The organism is Elioraea tepida (assembly GCF_019203965.1).
GTDB lineage: Bacteria > Pseudomonadota > Alphaproteobacteria > Acetobacterales > Acetobacteraceae > Elioraea_A > Elioraea_A tepida.
This window is the reverse complement of record NZ_CP076448.1, coordinates 215580-232729: the sequence shown is the minus strand read 5'-3', so window position 1 is coordinate 232729 and position 17150 is coordinate 215580. Positions and strand designations below refer to the sequence as shown.

The window sequence follows — 17150 nt, the reverse complement described above, 5'->3', positions numbered from 1 at the left end:
CAGGCGGGGGCGGCATGACCTCGGCGGGAATCCTGGGCCTCGGCATCGGCAGGCTCGCGGAGGCGATCCGGAAACGCGAGATCAGCGCCGTCGCCGCAGCCGAGGCCTCTCTCGCCGCCCTCGAGCGCTGGCAGCCGCACCTCAACGCCGTCGCGCGGCCGAGGCGCGAGGCGGCGCTTGCTGCGGCCGAGCGGATCGATGCGGCGATCGCGCGCGGCGAGCCCGTCGGCCCGCTCGCCGGCGTGCCGATGGCGCACAAGGACATGTTCTACCGCGCAGGCGAGCTCTCGGAATGCGGCGCGAAGCTGCGCCGTGGCCATGTGCCGGCGACGACCTCGACGGCCCTCGCCTGCCTCGATGCCGCGGGCGCCGTCCAGGTCGCCTGGCTCAACATGGCCGAGTTCGCCTTCAACCCGACCGGCCACAACGACCACACGGGGCACGTCCGCAACCCCTGGAACCCGGCGCACATCACCGGCGGGTCGTCGTCAGGATCAGGCGCTGCCGTCGCCGCACGCGCCACCCTTGCCGCGCTCGGCTCCGACACGGGCGGCTCGATCCGCCTGCCGGCGGCGATCTGCGGCATCACGGGTCTGAAGCCAACCTGGGGCCTCGTCTCACGACACGGCGCGATGCCGCTCTCGGCAAGCCTCGACACGGTCGGCCCGCTCGCCGTCTCGGCGCACGATGTCGCGCTGGTCACGCAGGCGATCGCGGGCGCCGACCCGCTCGATCCCGATTGCGCCGCACGCCCCGCGCCCGACTTCCTCGCCACGATCGAGGGCGGCGCGCGGGGTCTCGTGATCGGCGTCGCGCGCGGCTTCCTGTGGGAGGGCGTGCACGAGGAGGTGCGCGTGATCCTCGAGGACGCGCTCGCCGCCTGGCGGGCCGCGGGAGCGACGGTGGTTGAGGTTGAGGCGCCCGGGCTTGCCGAGATCCGCACGCTCGTGGGCACGATCATCCTCGCCGAGTCGGCCGCCCTGCACGCCGCCCAGCTCCGCGACCATGCCGACGACTACACGCAAGCCGTCCGCACGCGGCTCGAGACCGGCCTCGCCATTCCGGCCGCAACCTACCTCGATGCGCTTCGGGCGCGCAAACCTCTCACGGAGGCCTTCTGCCGCACCGTGTTCAGCCGCTGCGACGCCCTGTTCGCGCCCGTTCTTCTCGACCCGGTTCCGACCATCGCCGAGAGCGACGCCGGCGCTCCCACCGGGGCGCGCTGGCAGGCCACGATCCCGCGCAACACGCGGCTGTTCAACTATCTGGGCCTGCCCGCGCTCTCGCTTCCCTCCGGCTTCACACGCAACGGCCTGCCGGCAGGGCACCAGATCGTCGGCCGCCCGTTCGACGAGCCGACCCTGTTCCGCCTTGGCCACGCCTTCCAGAACGTGACTGACTGGCACCTCAGGGCGCCCGCTCCTCCCGCCTGAGAAGCAGCCACGCAAGCCCGCCGGCCTGAAGCAGCGCAGACAGAGCAAGCGCCACCGCGTATCCCCGCGGGTCCCACCCACCGGCTTCGGTGCGCGGCCAGAGGTCGAGGATCACGCCGATCCCCTGCTGCTCGGCGAACACCACTGCGAGCATCACCGCGTTGATCGCCGTCGAGACACGCCCTGTCTCCGAGGCGGGGAACCGCGCCGAGACGAGGGTGTAACCGACAGGGCCCACGGAGGCGAGGAACGGCCAGAGCGACCAGCCGAGCCAGAGCGGCAGGCCGAGGCCGAGAGCGAAGGCGAGCGACAGCGCGATCGTGCCGAGCGTGCAGGCAACCATCAGCGCCATCGGGTGCGCTCCGGCGGCGACCAGCCGCGCCTGCACGATACCGGAGAAGAACGATCCGGCGGTGAAGCCGAGCGCGTAGAACAGCAGAACCTCGGCCCGCCCCGGCCCGTCGAGGCCTGCGACATCGCGCAGCCAGGGCCCGAGCCAGAGCCCCTGCCAGGTGAAGTTCAGAGCCGAGAGAAAGATCACGCAGGGAACGAGGCGGACGAAGGCCGGGTGGCGGAGAATGCGTGCAAGCGTTGCCGCTTCCGCCGACAGCCCGCCGGATGAGACTCCCTGCCACGGCACGTCAGGAACCTGCAGCCAGATCCAGGCCGCTGCGAGAAGGGCGATGGCTGCGACGGCGATGAACACGCCGCGCCAGCCCAAATGCGCCGCTGCCCATTCCGCCGGAACGGTGGCGACGATCCCGCCCAGCGAGGACAACGCGACCGTCCAGCCTGCCACGGTCGCGACCTTCCCGGCGGGGAACCACTGCCGCGTCGCCTTCAGCTGCGCCATCAGCGCCGCCGAGATGCCGATGCCGAGAAGCGCGCGCCCGACCAGAAGCTGCGCGAGCCCGTCAGACGCGGCGAACACCAGCGCTCCGGAAGCGATCACCAGCATCAGCGATGCCTGAACCCGACGCGGGCCGTAACGGTCGAGCGCCGCGCCGACGGGAAGCTGCGCCAGCGCATACGCCGCGAACAGCACCGCTCCCATCAGCCCGAGATCGGAGGCCGTGAGCGAGAACGCGTCCGCGAGCACTGGCGCGATGACGGCGGTGACGGCCCGGTTGAGCTGATTGAGCGCCGCGCCGGCTGAGAGCGGCAGGGAGATGGTGACGAACAGCCGCCCGATCGAGGGCCGAGGCGAAGGCGCCATCGCGGTCACGGACACGCCGTGACGCATGGCCACGACTCAGCGGGGTGGCGCACCGCCGCCATCTGGAGCGTTCGGCCGTGCGTGCCCCTCGGCACCCCCGGCGTGCCGCTCGCGCGCCCGTCCAGCTGAGCCATGCGGAGGCGATGGCGATCAGTGCCGTCGAGCCCGGTCGGCCGACGGCGTTCCACCGAGCCGATCGGGATGACGAACCCGGCCGACGGCGCGAGCGACCGGATCAGCTCGGCCAAGGAGCGCAGGAACGGCAGCATGCGGCGTTTCCCCGGAGAACGTCGAGCGCGAAAACCGCGTGCAGTCTCGCGCCGCCGCGGCTCCTCGGCAACCTGCCGCCACTACTCCGCCGGCGCCGGAGCGGCCTCGGAGAGCGCGACGCGCCGGCGCCGCGCGAGCACCGTGTAGGCGGCAGGAACGACGAACAGCGTGAACACGGTGCCAACCGTCATGCCGCCGACGATCACCCAGCCGATCGCCTGCCGGCTCTCGGCCCCCGCTCCTTCCGCGAGCGCGAGCGGTGTCGCGCCGAGCACGGTCGCGGCGGTGGTCATCAGCACCGGCCGAAGCCTGAGCGCCGAGGCCTCGACCACCGCATCGAGCATCTCTAGCCCTTGCTCGCGGAGCTGGTTCGCGAACTCGACGATCAGGATCCCGTTCTTGGTGATCAGCCCGATGAGCGTGATCAGGCCGATCTGCGAATAGACATTGAGGGTGATGCCGTTGAGCCAAAGGGCTGCGAGCGCGCCCCCCACCGCGAGCGGGACCGAGAGCATGATGACGAGGGGATCGACGAAGCTCTCGAACTGCGCCGCGAGCACGAGATAGATGAACGCGAGCGCGAGCAGAAAGGTGAGCGCGAGCGAGGCGGAGGTGCTGCGGAACTCGCGCGAGACGCCGGTATAGTCGACCTGCACCGTCGGCGGCAGAACGCGCGCGGCCGCCGCCTCGAGCGCGGCGAGTGCCTCGCCGAGCGTTGCGCCCGGCGCGAGCGTGGCGCTGATCGTCGCCGAGCGGAGCTTGTTGAAGTGGTTGAGCTCGCGCGGCGCGACCGTCTCCTCGAGCCGGACGAGGTTCGCAAGCTGCACCTCCGCCCCCGACGGCGTGCGCAAAAAGATGTCGAGCACATCCTGCGGGCGCGTGCGTTCGGCCGGGTCGACCTGCACGATCACGTCGTACTGCTTGCCGTTCATCTTGAAGGTGGTGACCTTGCGGCCGCCGAGCAGCGTCTCGAGGCTGCGGGCGATCCGCTCTTCCGAGAGACCGAGTGCGGCCGCCTTGTCGCGGTCGATCGTGAGCCGAACCTGCGGCTTGTTCAGCCTGAGGTCGCTGTCGAGGCCGGTGAGGATCGGGATCTGCCGCGCCTCTGCGAGCATTGCCTCGGCCGCGCGCTGCAGCTCCTCGTAGGGGCCGGAGGTCTGCAGCACGAACTGCACCGGCTTGTCGATCGGCGGCTGGCCGAGCGAGGGGGGAAGTACCGGGAAGGCGAGCACGCCGGGGGTGGCGAAGAAGCGCGGGAACAGGGACTGCGCGATCTCCGCCGAGGAGCGTTCGCGCTGCGACCAGTCGGAAAGGCCTGCGAACATGATTCCCTGGCTGACCACCGGAAATCCGGCGACGGTGAAATGCCGCGTCACCTCCGGCGTTTCGGCGAACGCACGCTCGAGCGGCCTGAGCCACCGCTGGGTGTAGTCGATCGTCGCCCCGTCAGGCGCGATCGCGATGCCGACGATGATGCCGCGGTCCTCCGTCGGCGAGAGCTCGGAGCGGATCAGGCCGAGCATCACCCAGGAGAAGCCCCCCAGCAGCAGCGCGAGCGCGAATACGACGGGGCGGATTCCAAGCGCGGCCCGAAGCGCCGCGCGGTAGCCGGCGGTAAGAGCGTCGAGAGCGCGTTCGCCGAACCGGTAGAGTGCCCCGCGCTTCGGCTCATGCGTGAGCAGCCGCGAGCACATCATCGGTGAGAGCGTCAGCGCAACGAACCCCGAAACGATCACGGCGGCGGCGAGGGTGAGCGCGAACTCGACGAACAGGCGGCCGGTGCGGCCGGTCTGGAACGCCATCGGAACGTACACTGCGGCAAGCGTGATGGTCATCGCCACCACGGCGAAGCCGATCTCGCGCGCCCCTCGGATGGCCGCAGCGATCGGTTCCATTCCCTGCTCGATATAGCGGGCGATGTTCTCGAGCATCACGATCGCATCGTCGACCACGAGCCCGACGGCGAGAACGAAGGCAAGCAGCGTCAGCGTGTTGATGGAGAAGCCGAGCGCGAGCATGAAGGCGAAGGCGCCGATCAGGCTCACCGGGATGGTGACGAGCGGGATCAGGGTGGCGCGCACCGAGCGCAGGAACAGGAAGATCACAACGAGTACGAACAGCATCGCCTCGCCGATCACCCTGAACACGTTGCGGATGGCGCGATCGATGAAGACCGAGCTGTCGTAGCCGACCTCGACGCGCATGCCCTCTGGCAGAAGCGCGCGCACGGCCGGAAACGCCTCGCGCACGGCTGCCGAGACATCAAGCGGGTTGGCCGTCGCCTGCTTGATGATGCCGAGCGCGACGGCGGCCTCGCCGTTGAAGCGGGCGACCACGCGCTCATCTTCCGGACCGATCTCGGCGCGGCCAACATCGGCGAGCCGCACGAGATAGCCGCGGACCTCGCGGATGCGAAGCCGCTCGAACTCGGCAGGGCTGCGCAGATCGGTCTCGGCGACGACATTGAACTCGCGATTCCCGCTCTCGAGCCTGCCCGTCGGGATCTCGACATTCTGCCGGCGCAGCGCATCCTCTACGTCGGCAGGCGTAAGCCCGTAGGCCGCGAGCCGCACGGGGTCGAGCCAGATCCGCATCGAATAGCGCCGCTCGCCGAAGATGCGCACATTCGCCACCCCCGGCAGGTTCTGAAGCCGCGTCTTAACAAGCCGGTCGGCGATGTCGGTAACCTCGAGCGGACTGTGCCGGTCGGACGAAAACGCGAGATAGATGATCGGCTGCGCATCGGCCTCCACCTTCCGCACAACCGGCTCGTCGATCTCGGCCGGCAACTGGGCGCGCACGCGCGCCACCCGGTCGCGCACGTCGTTGGCGGCGCCGTCCGGGTCGCGCGTGACGCGGAAGCGGAGCGTGATCTGGCTGCGCTCCTGGCGGCTGATCGAGGAGATGACCTCGATCCCCTCGATCCCGGCGAGGCTCTCCTCGAGCGGGGTGGTGATCCGGCTCTCGACGATCTCGGCCGAAGCGCCGCGATAGGTCGTCTCGACCGTGACCACCGGCTCGTCGATGTTCGGGTATTCGCGCACCGTCAGCCGGTCGTACGAGACGAGGCCGACCAGCACGATCATCAGGCTCATCACAGTGGCGAGCACCGGCCGCCGGATGCAGAGCTCCGAGAGCGTCACAGCTCAGCCTCCCGCCGGGCGCGGCGCCTCCGGAGGACCGCTGCCGGCGGCACCGGACGGAGGGATCACGGCGACGGCGGCCCCCGGCTGCGCCTTCATCTGGCCGGCGGTGATCACCACATCTCCCGCCGCGAGACCCGAGATCACCTGGACCATGCCGTCACGACGGAGCCCGAGCGTGACGGGAACGGGCTGCGCCCTCCCCTCCACCACCTTCATGACGAGGATACGCCCGCCAAAGGGCACGATCGCCGTCTCTGGCACGAGCACGGCCTCGGGCTCCTCCCGTACGGTGAGAACGACGCGGGCGAACAGGCCGGGGCGGAGCAGCCCCTCAGGATTCGGGAGAGTCGCGCGGACCGCGATCGAGCGGCCGGCCGCATCGGCAGCCGGGTCGATCGCGTAGACCTCGCCCGTGAAGGAACGATCCGGATAGGCATCGACACGGACCGTGATGCGCTGGCCGACGCGCAGCGCCGGCAAGGCCACTTCGGGGACGCGGAACTCGAGCTTGATCGGGTCGATGCTCTCGAGGTTGACGATCTCCTGCCCGACATTGACGAACTCCCCGGGCGAGGCGCGGCGGAGACCGACGATGCCGTCGAACGGTGCGGTGAGGCGATACTTGCCGAGGTGGGCGCGAGCGAGATCGACCGCGGCTTCGGCGGTGCGCAGCGCGGCCGTCGCCTGGTCGCGGTTCGCAGCGGAACCCGCGCCGCGGGCGTAGAGCTCCTGCGCGCGCGCGGCGTTGGCCCGCGCGAGGGCGAGATTCGCCTCTGCCTGGGCGAGCTCGGCGCGCGGGATCGAGTCGTCGAGCTGCACGAGCACCGTTCCGGCCTTCACCGGCGTGCCCTCGGCGAAGCCGATCTCGGCGATCCGGCCGGCGACCTCTGGGCGAAGCAGCACGCTCTCGTTCGACTTCAGCGTGCCGACCGCGAGGATCTCCTCCGCGATGCGGGCGATCGTCACCGGCTCGGCCTCGACCGGGATGGCGAACCCCGCGGGCGGCCCGCCCGGCCCGCGCGCGGCGTTGGCGCCCTGGCGTGCGGCTTCGCGAAACTGCCAAAGCCCCACGCCGCCCGCGGCGAGAAGGCCGAGAGCGGCAAGGGCGACGATCAGCCGACGCATGCTTGCCCCGTCATGGTGCCGCGCTTCGCCCGTGAGGAGGCGTGAGGGCGGCCATCGGCGAAACTGAACAAGGTTCAGTCTAGCAGGCCGGCACCGCACGGCAACCATCGGTGCCGTCACGCCTGCGCGACCCTGCCCCGCTACAGGCCCAGGTCTCCGAGCCCGACGAGAGATGCCGCCTCGGCGATCTGGGCGAGCGTTTGCGGATCGAGCGCGATCCCCGCCGCGCGCTCGGCCCGTGCCCGCGCCTCCGGCTCGCCCGGCAGAAGCACGGGCCGGGCCGGGTCGAGCGGGGTGGCCGAGGTGACCCAGGCGGCATAGGCCGCGATCGCCTCGGCGAGACCCCGGGCGCCGGAGCCGCCGACCGCGGCCTCGACCGAGACGGCATGGATCAGCAGGTTGTTGCCGCCCTGCTCGTCCGTTCCGGGAGGCGGATAATCGGCGCCGCCGCCCGAGAGCAGGCCGGCCAGCAGGTCTGTGAACACGTTGAGCGCGTAGCCCTTGTGGCCGCCAAAGGGGATCATCGCGCCCTCGGGCGGGCCGAAATAGGCGTTCGGGTCGCGCGTCGGCGTTCCGTCGGCCGCGATGATCGCCGGCTCCGGCAGGAGTTGGCCCCTGTTCCGGGCCACGCGGAGCTTGCCCACGGCATAGTAGCTCGTGGAGAAGTCCAGGATGAACGCGGGCGCTCCCGGCCGCGGCATGCCCATCGCGATCGGGTTCGCGCCGAGGCGACGCTCCCGCCCGCCCCAGGGGGCGATCACGCCGCCGCCCGGGCGCGGCGCGTTGCAGAGGATGATGGTCGCGAAGCCCTTCGCCCCGGCGCGCTCGGCATAGGCGCCGAGGCGTCCGACATGTCCCGAGCGGCGCATCAGCACCGTCCCCGCCCCCATCGTCTCGGCGATCGAGCAGGCACGATCGGTCGCTGCATTGGCGGCCGTCTGGCCGAATCCGTTCGCGGCATCGAGCACGACGAGAGCCGGTTCCTGCCGCACCACCTCGGGCGTGCGGCCGGGCACCACGGCGCCGCGCCGGAGCGCCTTCACATAGGGCAGGATCCGGATTACGCCATGGCTGTCATGACCGGCGAGGTTCGCGTCGACCAGGTGATCCGCGATCGCCTCCGCCTCCGCGTCCGGGCAGCCGGCAGCCCCGAAGATCGCGCGCGCGATCTCGCGCAGGCGCGCGGGCGGGATGAGGCGCAGTCCCTCCGCCATCGCCCTCAGCCCTTCGCCTTGGCCCAGGCTGGGCGCCGCTTCTCGAGGAAGGCCGCAAGTCCCTCCCGCCCCTCGGCGGAGGCGCGCTGCATCCAGCTGTCATGCGCGAGGGCGGCCATCTCGGCCTCCGAGAGCGTCCAGCCGGTCGAGGCGAGCAGGCTCGCCTTCGAGCGCGCGACCGCACCCGGGGCAGCGAGCAGGATCTCCTCGACGATCGCCTCGACCCGCGCTTCGAGCGCCTCCGGAGGCACAACCTCGTGCACGAGGCCGATGCGACGCGCCTCCGCCGCGTCGAACCGCTCGCCCGTCAGCGCATAGCGCCGCGCATGGCGAAGCACCAGCGCGTGCACGAGATGCGTCGAGATCGGCGTCGGAGCGACACCGACGCGCACTTCCGTGAGCCCAAAGATGGCCCCCTCCTCGGCCACAGCGACATCGCAGCAGCAGACCATCCCGGCGCCGCCGCCGAAGCAGGCGCCGCGCACCATCGCGACCGTGGGTTTCGGCAGTTCGTTGAGGGCGCGCATCGTCCGGGTCGTGGCCATCGACGCGGCGAAGGCCTGCTCGGGCGGGTAGGAGGCCGCGCGCCTGAGCCAAGCGAGGTCCGCACCTGCCTGGAAATGCCTTCCCGCCCCGGCGATGACGACGACGCGCACGGCAGGATCCGAGGCGATACGGGCAAGCCCCTGCTCGAGGCGCCCGAGCATCTCCTCGTCATAGGCGTTGTTCACCTCCGGTCGGTTCAGCGTCACGCGCGCGATGCCGCGCGCATCGATCTCCATCAGGACGCTCGCCGCCTCCTTGCCCATCGCCCTCTCTCCTCTTTCCCGCGCCGGCGACGCAATCCTGCGACGGCACCCGGGCGGGGGGAAGTCGCGCCAGCCATGCTCGGGGCGCTACTTCGCAGGGGCTGGACGGGCGTGCGGGTGAGCCGGCCGGACACCGGTCGTCTCGTAGGCTGAAAGGCGGCGCGCGATCTCGCCGATCGGCCGCGTCATCGGCGCGAGCAGGAGGTAGAGCCCGGGGATGGCGAACAGGGTGATGACGGTCGACAGCACCATCCCGCCGATGATGACAACCCCAAGCGCCTCGCGGCTCTCCGCCCCCGCGCCGGAGGCGTCGGCGAGCGGCCAGGCGCCGAGGATGGTCGCGATCGAGGTCATCAGGATCGGGCGCAGGCGCGCGACCGAGGCCTCGAGCACCGCCTCGCGCACGCTCCTCCCCTCCTCGCGGAGCTGGTTGGCGAACTCGACGACGAGGATGCCGTTCTTCGCCATCAGCCCGATCAGGAGCACGAGAGCGATCTGGCTGAAGATGTTGAGCGACAGCCCCATCGACCAGATGGCGAGCAGCCCGCCCGTGACCGCAAGCGGCGTCGAGAGCAGGATGATGAAGGGGTGGATGAAGCTCTCGAACTGCGCCGCGAGCACGAGATAGACGATCAGAAGCGCGAGCCCGAAGCTGACGTAGAGGGCCGTCGAGCTCTCGCGGAACTCGAGGCTCTGGCCGCGATAGGTGGTGCGCGCCTCCGCCGGCAGCACCTCCGCCGCGATCCGATCCATCCTGTCGAGCGCCTCGCCGAGCGAGGTGCCGGGCGCGAGCGACGCGGTGATGGTGATGGCGCGGAGCCGGTCCTCGCGGCGCAGCTCCTGCGGCCGTGCCCGTTCGGTCACCGTGATCAGCGCGGAGAGCGGAATGAGCTGGCCCGAGGCGGAGCGGACGAGGATGTTCTGCAGGTCATGCGGCGTGACGCGCTCGCTCGCCTCGGCCTGCATGATCACCTTGTATTCCTGGCCGCGCTCGACATAGGTGCCGACCTCCCGCGCGCCCATCATCGTCTCGATCGTCCGGCCGATCGTTGCGATCGACACGCCGAGATCGGCGGCGCGGCGTCGGTCGATATCCACACGCATCTCCGGCTTGGTCTCGCGGAAGTTGCTGTCGACGTTCAGGAGGCCCGGCTCCTGTCGGGCGCGCTCGATGACCGCGTCGCGCCACGCCACGAGCGTGTCATAGTCAGGGCCCTGGATGACGAACTGCACGGGGGGCTGGAAGCCTCGGTTTCCGAGGCTCCCGGGGTTGAGGGCGAAGGCACGGACTCCCGGGATCGCCTGCACCTTCGGAAACAGCTCGCGGGTGATCTCCTGCTGCTTGACCGACCGTTCCTTCCACGGAGCGAGGCGGAGGAAGATGTTGGCCGTATTCGGCACGGCGGGGCGCTGGAAGCCGCCCATCGAGGCGAAGACGGTGACCGCATCGCCACGCTCGACATAGGGCCAGACGAGGTCCTCGAGCTGGCGGACGTGCTCGCGCATATAGGCGAAGGTCGCGCCTTCGGGGCCCGTGGTGGGGATGATGACGACGCCGCGATCCTCGACCGGGATGAACTCCTTCGGCACCGAGAGGAAGAGGAGCACCGCAAGGCCGGAGAGCCCCGCCGCCCCTGCGAGAACGAGGATCGGCGCGCGCAGGCAACGCTCGAGCAGCCAACGGAAGCCGCGGTTCATACCCCCGAATACCGGCTCGGTCCAGCGCACGAGCCGCGCATCCGCGCTGTGCGGCCGAAGTAGCTTGGAGCACATCATCGGCGTCAGCGACAGAGCGACGATGCTCGAGACCGCGACGGAGGCGGCAAGCGCGAAGCCGAACTCGGAGAACAGCCGCCCCGTCTGACCCTCGAGGAAGGAGATCGGCACGAACACCGCGATCAGGACGAGCGTCGTGGCCACCACGGCGAAGGCGATCTGCCGCGCCCCATGGAAGGCAGCGTAGAGCACCTCCTCGCCCTCCTCGATCCGCCGGTGGATGTTCTCGAGCACGACGATCGCATCATCGACGACAAGGCCGATCGCAAGCACGAGGCCGAGCAGCGTGAGCACGTTGAGCGAGAAGCCCATCGCCGCGATCACGACAAAGGAGCCGATGATCGAGACCGGGATCGCGACCGCCGGGATCAGGGTCGCGCGCAGGCTGCGGAGGAAGATGAAGATGACGCCGACGACGAGCGCAAGCGCGATGAAGAGGGCGTGGAATACCTCGTCAATCGACTGCGCAACGAACAGGCTCTCGTCGTAGCCGTAAATGAGCTTCACTCCTTCGGGCAGCACCGGCCGCAGCCGCTCGACCTCCGCCTTGACCCCGTTCGCCACCGAGAGCGTGTTCGCCTTCGACTGGCGGACGATGCCCAAACCCACAGCGTTCTCGCGGTTGACGCGCACCTCGCCCCGGTCATCCTCCGGCCCGATCTCGACGCGCGCGATGTCGCCGAGCAGAACCTGCGCGCCGCCCGAGCGTGAGACGACGATGTTGCGGAACTGTTGCGGCGTGGAGAGGCGCGTGTCGGTGCGCACGCTGAACTCGCGCGCCCCGCTCTCGAGACGCCCGCCCGGAAGCTCGACATTCTCGCGCCGGATCGCCTGCTCCACGTCCTCGACCGTGAGCCCGCGCGCCGCCATCGCGCGGCGGTCGAGCCAGATTCGCATCGCGAAGCGCCGCTCGCCGCTGATCATGACGCTCGCGACACCATCGACGACCGAAAGACGGTCGACCAGAAGAGTGCGCGCGATGTCGGTCAGTTCCATCCCCGAATGCCGAGGCGAGGTGAGCATCACCCACAGGATCGCACGGGCGTCTCCGTCCACCTTCGCGACGACCGGCGGATCAGCCGTCTCGGGCAGTCGGTTGAGCGCGCGCGCCACCCGGTCCCGCACGTCGTTCGCCGCAGCGTCCACCGGCCGGGAGAGGCGGAACTCGATCCTCACCTGGCTGCGTTCGTCCCGGCTCGAGGAGGAGATCGTCTTGATCCCCTCAATGCCGGCGACCGCGCTCTCAATGATCTCGGTGATCTGGTTCTCGACGACCGGCGCCGACGCCCCCTTGTAGGTGGTGCTGACCGAGACGATCGGCGGGTCGATGTCGGGAAGCTCGCGCACCGGCAACTTCTGGAAGCTCGCAAGCCCGAGCACGATCAGGAGGAGCGACATCACGGTCGCAAAGACCGGGCGCTTGATCGAGACGTCGGAAAGCACCATGCGCGGTCGTCCTGGTGTTCGGCCTGGGGCTGCCGCCTCAGCTCATCGGCCGGCGCGTGACCTCGGTGACGGTCACGGGCTGGCCGTTGCGCAGCCGCTGCAGCCCGCGTACCACCACCTGGTCATCGGGGGCGAGGCCGTCGAGCACCTCGACCTCGCCGGCAAGCCGTGTGCCGAGCTTCACCTCCTGACGCACCGCGCGGCCATTGCGCACGGCGAACACGAATGCCCGGTCGGCCACCGGGTCGATCGCCTCCTCGGGAACCAGCATCGCCGTCTCGCGTCGCGCGAGGGTGAGCTCGATGTTCATGAACATGCCGGGTTTCAGCGCCTCGTCGGGGTTGGCGAAGGAGGCGACGAGCTTGACCGAGCGGGTCGCCGGGTCGATCCGCGTGTCGACCACCTCCACCGCGCCCTCGAAACGACGCCCGCCGAAAGCAGGGCTTGTCGCCACCACCGGCATGCCGACGGAGAGCCGCGCCACGAACACCTCGGGGACCGCGAACTCGATCCGCATCCTGGAAAGATCGTCGAGGGTGGTGACGGCCTGCCCAGGCTGGACGAGGGCGCCGAGGCTCACCTGCCGGAGGCCGACACGGCCGGCGAAGGGCGCGACGATCTTCATCTCGTCGATCCTCGCCTCCATCTGGCGAAGCCGCGCCTCGGCTTGGCGAAGCGCCGCCTCGAGCTGGTCGATCTGCGCCTCCGGCACCGCCTGGGTGGCGCGGAGCTGACGGGCCCGGTTCAGCCGGGTGCGGGCGTCGTCGAGCTGGGCGCGCGCCTGGTCACGCTCGGCCTCCTGGGTCGAACGGTCGAACTCGACGAGCACGTCGCCGGCTCTGACGAGCTGGCCCTCCTCGAAGCGGATCGCGGAGACGATCCCGGAGACGCGGCTTGTCAGCGTGATCGCCTCCCGCGCACGAGCGGAGCCGACACTCTCCACACGCTCGACGACGGCACCGACCCGCACCGGGGCGGCGACGACCTGGAGCCCGCCGCCACCTGCCGGTCGACCGGGATCTCCGGCCTGCCCAGCCGTCTGCTCGAGGCCGAGAAGGGCAAGCGGCCGCGGCAGGCCGACCTGCTCGCCATAGAGGTGCCACGCCGCGCCGCCACCTGCGAGCAGGGCGAGGATGCCGATCTGCGTGATCACGCGCATGAGCGCGCCGGTGCTCCCCTGATGCCTGCGCCTCTCCTGCCGGGAACCCTGCCATCGGGCCGAAGCGGCCGCAACGCGCGAAGCGAAACGATACGTGACGATATGTAACGCCCCCGTTCCTCCAGCAAGAAGGGAACGGGGCCGCCCACCGCAACGCCCGCTCACGCGCGCGTGTTCGGCGCCTCCCGCAGCGCCCGCCACACACGCTCAGGTGTGGCGGGCATGTCGATCGGGCCGGCGCCGGCGGAAGCGAGCGCATCCTCGATGGCGTTCAGCACCGCCGGAAGCGACCCAGCGCAGCCCGCCTCGCCGCAGCCCTTCACCCCGAGTGGGTTTGTGGTGCAGGGGATCTCAATCGTCGCGGTGCGTAAGGGTGGAAGGTCGTCGGCGCGCGGGAGCGCGTAGTCCATCAGGCTCGCGGTGAGCACCTGGCCGGTGTCCGGGTCGTGCACCAGCTCCTCGAGCAGGACCTGCCCCGCCCCTTGGGCGATTCCCCCCATCACCTGCCCCGCGAGGGTGAGCGGGTTCACGACGACGCCGAAGTCGTTGACCGCCGTGTAGGCAACAAGCTCCACCCTGCCCGTCTCCGGGTCGATCTCGACCTCGGCCACATGGCAGCCGTTCGGATAGTTCGGCACGCGCTGCACCGGGTGGGCGGAGGCCTCAAGCCCGAGGCTCTCGTCCTCCGGAACGAAGGCCGGGCTCCACGCCGCTTTGGCCACCGCCTCGAGGGTCACCGCCCGATCCGTTCCGGTGACGCGGAACACGCCACGGTCGGCGACGATGTCGGCGTCCGACACCTCGAGAAGACGCGCCGCGATCCGCCTGCCCTTGGCTTCGATGGCCTCGGCGCAGCGGTGTATGCCGATGCCCGAGAGCGTGAGGCTGCGCGACCCCGCCGTCCCGGAGGCATACCCGGTCACGTCACTGTCTCCCTGCACGACCCTGATCCGGTCGAACGGGATGCGGAGCCGCTCGTGCAGGATCTGGGCAAGCACGGTCGCGTGCGGCTGCCCGTTGCTCACGGCAGAGGTGGTGAGGGTGACCCCGCCCGTGCGGTCGAAGGCAAGCATCACGCGATTGTCGCGGAACCCGGAGGGCTCGATGTAGTAGGCAAGGCCGAGGCCGCGCAGCCGCCCTCGCTTGCGCGCCGCCTCGCGCCGCGCCGCGAAGCCGGCACGCTCGGCCAGGGCCTCGGCGGCCGCGAGCAGGCGCGGGAAGTCGCCGCTGTCGAACACCTGTCCGGTGACGGAGCGGTAGGGCATCGCCTCCGGGGGGACGAGGTTGATCCGACGCAGGGCCACCGGGTCGAGGCCGAGGCGACGCGCCGCCCGGTCGAGCGCGACCTCGAGGACGAAGGCGGCCTCCGGCTTGCCGGCGCCGCGATAGGCATCGATCGGGGCGGTGGTGGTGAGATAGCCCTCGCTCACGAGGTGGTAGGTGCCGATGGCGTAGGGGCCGGCGGCGATCCGGGGCGCGCCGAGGGTCGCGACGAAGGGCCCGGCGCCGGCGCACCAGGCGCCGAGATCCGACACCCAGTGCCAGCGAACGGCTGTGATCCGGTGCCCTGGATCGAAGGCGAGCGCGATCTCGATCTCGTGGTCGCGCCCGGCACTGTCGGAGAGGAAAGCCTCCGTCCGCTCGGCTGACCAGCGCACCGGCCGGCCGAGCCGCTCAGCGGCATGCAAAAGCGCCACGTGCTCGGGGTAGGCGTGGTTCTTCATCCCGAACCCGCCGCCGACATCGGGTGTGACGATCCGGAGCGCCTGGCGCGGGGTTGCGAGGGCGAAGCCCGTGAGTTCGCCATGCGCCTCGGCTGTTCCCTGGGTGGCGGTGGTGAGGGTCCAGCGTCCCGTTCCGCGGTCGTACTCTGCGATCGCCGCGCGCGTCTCGAGCGGCGCAGGGGCGACGCGGGTGACGCGAAGCCGTGTTTCGACCACATTCGCGGCTGAGGCGAAGGCGCGTTCTGTGGCCGCCGCGTCCCCCGCCTGCCACAGGAACACGCGGTTTCCGGGCACGTCCGGGTGGATCGCCGGCGCGGTGCGTGCCTGGGAGAGGCCGATCACGGGCGGAAGCGGCTCCCAGTCGACGGCCACCGCCTCGGCCCCGTCACGCGCCGCCGCCTCCGTCTCGGCCACCACCATCGCCACCGCCTCGCCGACGTGGCTGACCACGTCGTGCGGCAGCGCAAGCCGCCTCGGGTAACGGGCGGGCGTCCCGTCGGCCTGGGTGATCGGCACCTCGCAGGGCAGGTGGCCGCGGCCTGCGGCGCGCAGCTCCTCTCCGGTGACCACCGCGACGACGCCGGGGAGGGCGAGCGCAGCGCGCACGTCGATCCCGCGGATGAGCGCGTGCGCGTGCGGACTGCGCACGAACACAGCGTGCAGCGCGCCGCCCGTGAGCGCCGCGACGTCGTCGGTGAAACGGCCATCGCCGCGCAGAAGCCTCGGGTCCTCGGTCCGACGCACCGGCTGGCCGATGCCGAAGCGCCGCTCAACACTATCCATCCCGTCGCTCCCTCACCGGCAGGATGCCACGGCGACCACCTCAGGCGTCAACGCGCAGGCAGCGCGCCATGTGGAATGGCACAGGCCGGCGCTCGTCCGGCGGAGCGGCGCGGCAAGCATCGTCGGCAAGGCTGCAGCGGGGGGCGAAGGCGCAGCCCTCGGGACGACGCGCGAGATTGGGTGGCGCGCCAGGGATCGCGGCAAGCCGCGTTCCGCGGAGGCCGGCATGAACCGTCGAGCCGATCAGCCCCTGGGTATAGGGGTGCAGGGGCCGACGCATCACCTCTCCCACCGGCCCCTCCTCGACGAACCGGCCCGCATACATCACCGCCACACGATCGGCGATCTCGCCGGCCACGCCGAGATCGTGGGTCACGAAGATCACGCCCATGCCGAGCTCGCGCTGCAGCCGGCGGAGCAGCAAGAGGATTTGGATCTGCACGGTGGCGTCGAGCGCCGTGGTCGGCTCGTCAGCAAGCAGGAGCTTGGGGCGGCAGGCAAGCGCGATCGCGATCATCGCCCGCTGCCGCAGGCCGCCCGAGAGCTCGTGCGGATAGCTTGCGAGCCGGCGTTTCGCGGACGGGATCTGCACGAGCTCGAGGAGCTCGAGAGCGCGCGCCTCCGCCGCCGCCCGGCTCACCCCCTCGTGCCGGATGATCGTCTCCGCGATCTGCCGCCCGATGGTGAACACAGGGTCGAGCGCCGTCATCGGTTCCTGGAAGATCATCGAGACGACGCCGCCGCGGAAATCCTCGAGCGCGCGCTCGTCCATCGCGAGCACGTCCTCTCCCGCGATCAAGATCGAGCCGCCGATCACCGTCTTCTTCGGCGGCAGAAGCCGCATCAGGGCGCGCAGCGAGACCGACTTGCCCGAGCCGCTCTCGCCGAGGATGACGAGCACCTCGCCCGGGTCGAGGGTGAAGGAAACGCCGTTGACCGCATGCACGGTTGCCTCCTTCGAGACGAACCGAACCGTGAGGTCGCGCACCGACAAGAGCGGTGCGGCAGTGCCGGCAGCGGGCGCATCGAGCTGTGCTGTCTGCATGGCG

The 17150-nt window shown here is 70.7% G+C and carries 11 protein-coding genes; 1 reads left to right on the top strand and 10 read right to left on the bottom strand.

Features of this window, described 5'->3' with window-relative positions; all coding sequences use genetic code 11:
* Window positions 1–14 precede the first annotated feature (14 nt).
* Window positions 15–1433, top strand: coding sequence for an amidase (locus KO353_RS01110; protein ID WP_218285959.1), 1419 nt, complete (start codon window positions 15–17; stop codon window positions 1431–1433).
* Here the strand turns inward: KO353_RS01110 and KO353_RS01105 are convergent.
* The 10 genes from KO353_RS01105 to KO353_RS01060 form a co-directional block, all read right to left on the bottom strand.
* The gene (locus KO353_RS01105) at window positions 1408–2664 is read right to left on the bottom strand and encodes an MFS transporter (protein WP_218285958.1); all 1257 of its coding nucleotides are present in this window, start codon (window positions 2662–2664) and stop codon (window positions 1408–1410) included. The two genes, KO353_RS01110 and KO353_RS01105, sit on opposite strands and share 26 nt — an antisense overlap.
* A complete protein-coding gene (locus KO353_RS01100; RefSeq protein WP_218285957.1) occupies window positions 2655–2918 on the bottom strand; it encodes a hypothetical protein in 264 nt (87 codons plus the stop codon). Before KO353_RS01100 ends, KO353_RS01105 begins: the two co-directional genes overlap by 10 nt.
* 81 nt (window positions 2919–2999) lie before the next feature.
* Window positions 3000–6062, bottom strand: a complete 3063-nt coding sequence (locus KO353_RS01095) for an efflux RND transporter permease subunit (protein ID WP_218285956.1) — start codon at window positions 6060–6062, stop codon at window positions 3000–3002.
* Between the two features lie 3 nt (window positions 6063–6065).
* On the bottom strand, window positions 6066–7190 hold the full coding sequence (locus KO353_RS01090; protein WP_218285955.1) for an efflux RND transporter periplasmic adaptor subunit: 1125 nt from the start codon (window positions 7188–7190) through the stop codon (window positions 6066–6068).
* A 140-nt stretch (window positions 7191–7330) separates the two neighbouring features.
* Window positions 7331–8404 carry an Ldh family oxidoreductase gene (locus KO353_RS01085; protein ID WP_218285954.1) on the bottom strand — a complete coding sequence of 358 codons (1074 nt, stop codon included), beginning with the start codon at window positions 8402–8404 and terminating at the stop codon, window positions 7331–7333.
* A gap of 5 nt (window positions 8405–8409) precedes the next feature.
* Window positions 8410–9213 carry an enoyl-CoA hydratase-related protein gene (locus tag KO353_RS01080; protein WP_235691965.1) on the bottom strand — a complete coding sequence of 268 codons (804 nt, stop codon included), beginning with the start codon at window positions 9211–9213 and terminating at the stop codon, window positions 8410–8412.
* An 87-nt stretch (window positions 9214–9300) separates the two neighbouring features.
* The gene (locus KO353_RS01075; RefSeq protein WP_218285953.1) at window positions 9301–12435 is read right to left on the bottom strand and encodes an efflux RND transporter permease subunit; all 3135 of its coding nucleotides are present in this window, start codon (window positions 12433–12435) and stop codon (window positions 9301–9303) included.
* A 37-nt stretch (window positions 12436–12472) separates the two neighbouring features.
* Entirely contained in the window at window positions 12473–13594 is a 1122-nt protein-coding gene (locus tag KO353_RS01070) for an efflux RND transporter periplasmic adaptor subunit (RefSeq protein WP_218285952.1), read from the bottom strand.
* 161 nt (window positions 13595–13755) lie between these two features.
* Window positions 13756–16101 (bottom strand): xanthine dehydrogenase family protein molybdopterin-binding subunit, encoded by a 2346-nt coding sequence (locus KO353_RS01065; protein ID WP_218285951.1) that lies wholly within the window; start codon window positions 16099–16101, stop codon window positions 13756–13758.
* Window positions 16102–16141: 40 nt separating this feature from the next.
* Window positions 16142–17146, bottom strand: coding sequence for an ABC transporter ATP-binding protein (locus KO353_RS01060; protein ID WP_218285950.1), 1005 nt, complete (start codon window positions 17144–17146; stop codon window positions 16142–16144).
* Window positions 17147–17150 lie beyond the last annotated feature (4 nt).